Here is a 1,314-nt window from a genome sequence, read left to right as displayed (position 1 = left end):
CTTAGCTAAGAACTGAGCTTAGAAACTGAAGCTAAATGGTGCCCCCATCAGGATTCGAACCCGAGACCCCCTGATTACAAATCAGGTGCTCTACCAGCTGAGCTATAAGGGCAACACAGCGCCGATTTAGCAAGTCGCAGCAGCAAGTGCAAGACGGATTGCGTAGGTTTAATCAGATTGACTGCTGCGCGCCAAAAGTGTCACCGCCACCAGACCAACAGCGGTGACGATCAGGGCGGCGGGGGCGGCCTCGCCGATGCGCTCTAGACTGGCAAGCTCGTAAACGCGGGTGGAAAGGGTGTTGAAATTGAACGGCCTCAGCAGCAAGGTTGCGGGCAGTTCTTTGACGCAATCGACAAAAACCACCAAAAGCGCCGAGCCGACAGAGCCGCGCATCAGCGGCAGGTAGATCGCGCGCAGCGTTGCCGCAGGGCCGCGCCCCAGCGCGCGCGCGGCCATCGGCAGCGAGGGCGCTATGCGGCCAAAGCCTGCGTCGACAGCGCCTTGTGCTATGCCGAAAAACCGCACCACATAGGCCAGAATGATCGCCACGGCAGTGCCCGTCAGCATCAGGCCCGGATCCGTGCCGCTGATCGCCAGCACAAAATCGGCCAGCCGGTGGTCAAGGGCTGCCAGCGGCAGCAAGATCCCCACCGCCAGCACCGCGCCGGGGGCTGCATAGCCCAAGGCCGTCAGCGGCAGCACCGCTTGCGCCAGCCTGCGGCGCGCCAGCTTTGCCGCGTAAACCAGTACCAAGGCAGCGGAAACCGTCACCACGGCCGCCACCCCCGCCACCAAAACCGTGTTCAGTGCCGCCTGCCCCAGCCCTGCCGCCGCCCAAGCCTCGGGCTTGGCCAGCGCATGGCCCGCCATCACCGCCACCGGCAGCACAAAGCCCATGCAAAACGGCAGTGCGCAGGCCAAAAGCGCCAGCGCGCCACGCCAGCCTGCCAGATCTTGCGCCACCACCGGACGGCTGGCGCGGGCTTGGGCGTAAAAGCGCGCGTTCCTGCGGCTATAGCGTTCAAGGCTTACAAGCCCCAAAACCAGCGCCAAAATCACCCCGGAAATCTGCGCAGCCCCGCCGGCATTGCCGCCGTTCAGCCAGGTCGAGAACACCCCCGTGGTCAGCGTTTGCACGCCAAAGGTCGCCACAGTGCCAAAATCAGCCACCGTCTCCATCATCGCAAGCGCCACCCCAACCGCCACCGCAGGCCGCACCAAAGGCAGCCCCAGCCGCCAAAAAAGTGCCCAAGGCCCCAGCCCAAGCGCGCGCGCCACCTCGTAGCTTGCCCCCGATTGCTCGCGCAGCGC

1 protein-coding gene and 1 tRNA gene are annotated in these 1,314 nt (G+C 64.6%); both read right to left on the bottom strand.

All coding sequences use genetic code 11. From position 1 onward, the window contains the following. Positions 1-36: 36 nt before the first annotated feature. Positions 37-112: transfer RNA gene (locus V7Q10_RS15595), tRNA-Thr, on the bottom strand. A gap of 56 nt (positions 113-168) precedes the next feature. Continuing rightward, positions 169-1,314, bottom strand: a 1,146-nt coding sequence (locus V7Q10_RS15590) for an ABC transporter permease (RefSeq protein WP_333870057.1), incomplete at its 5' end; no start/stop codon positions are given.

The sequence above is a fragment of the Cypionkella sp. genome (genome assembly GCF_036782355.1).
Taxonomy (GTDB): domain Bacteria; phylum Pseudomonadota; class Alphaproteobacteria; order Rhodobacterales; family Rhodobacteraceae; genus Cypionkella.
This window is presented reverse-complemented; position numbering and strand designations above follow the sequence as displayed.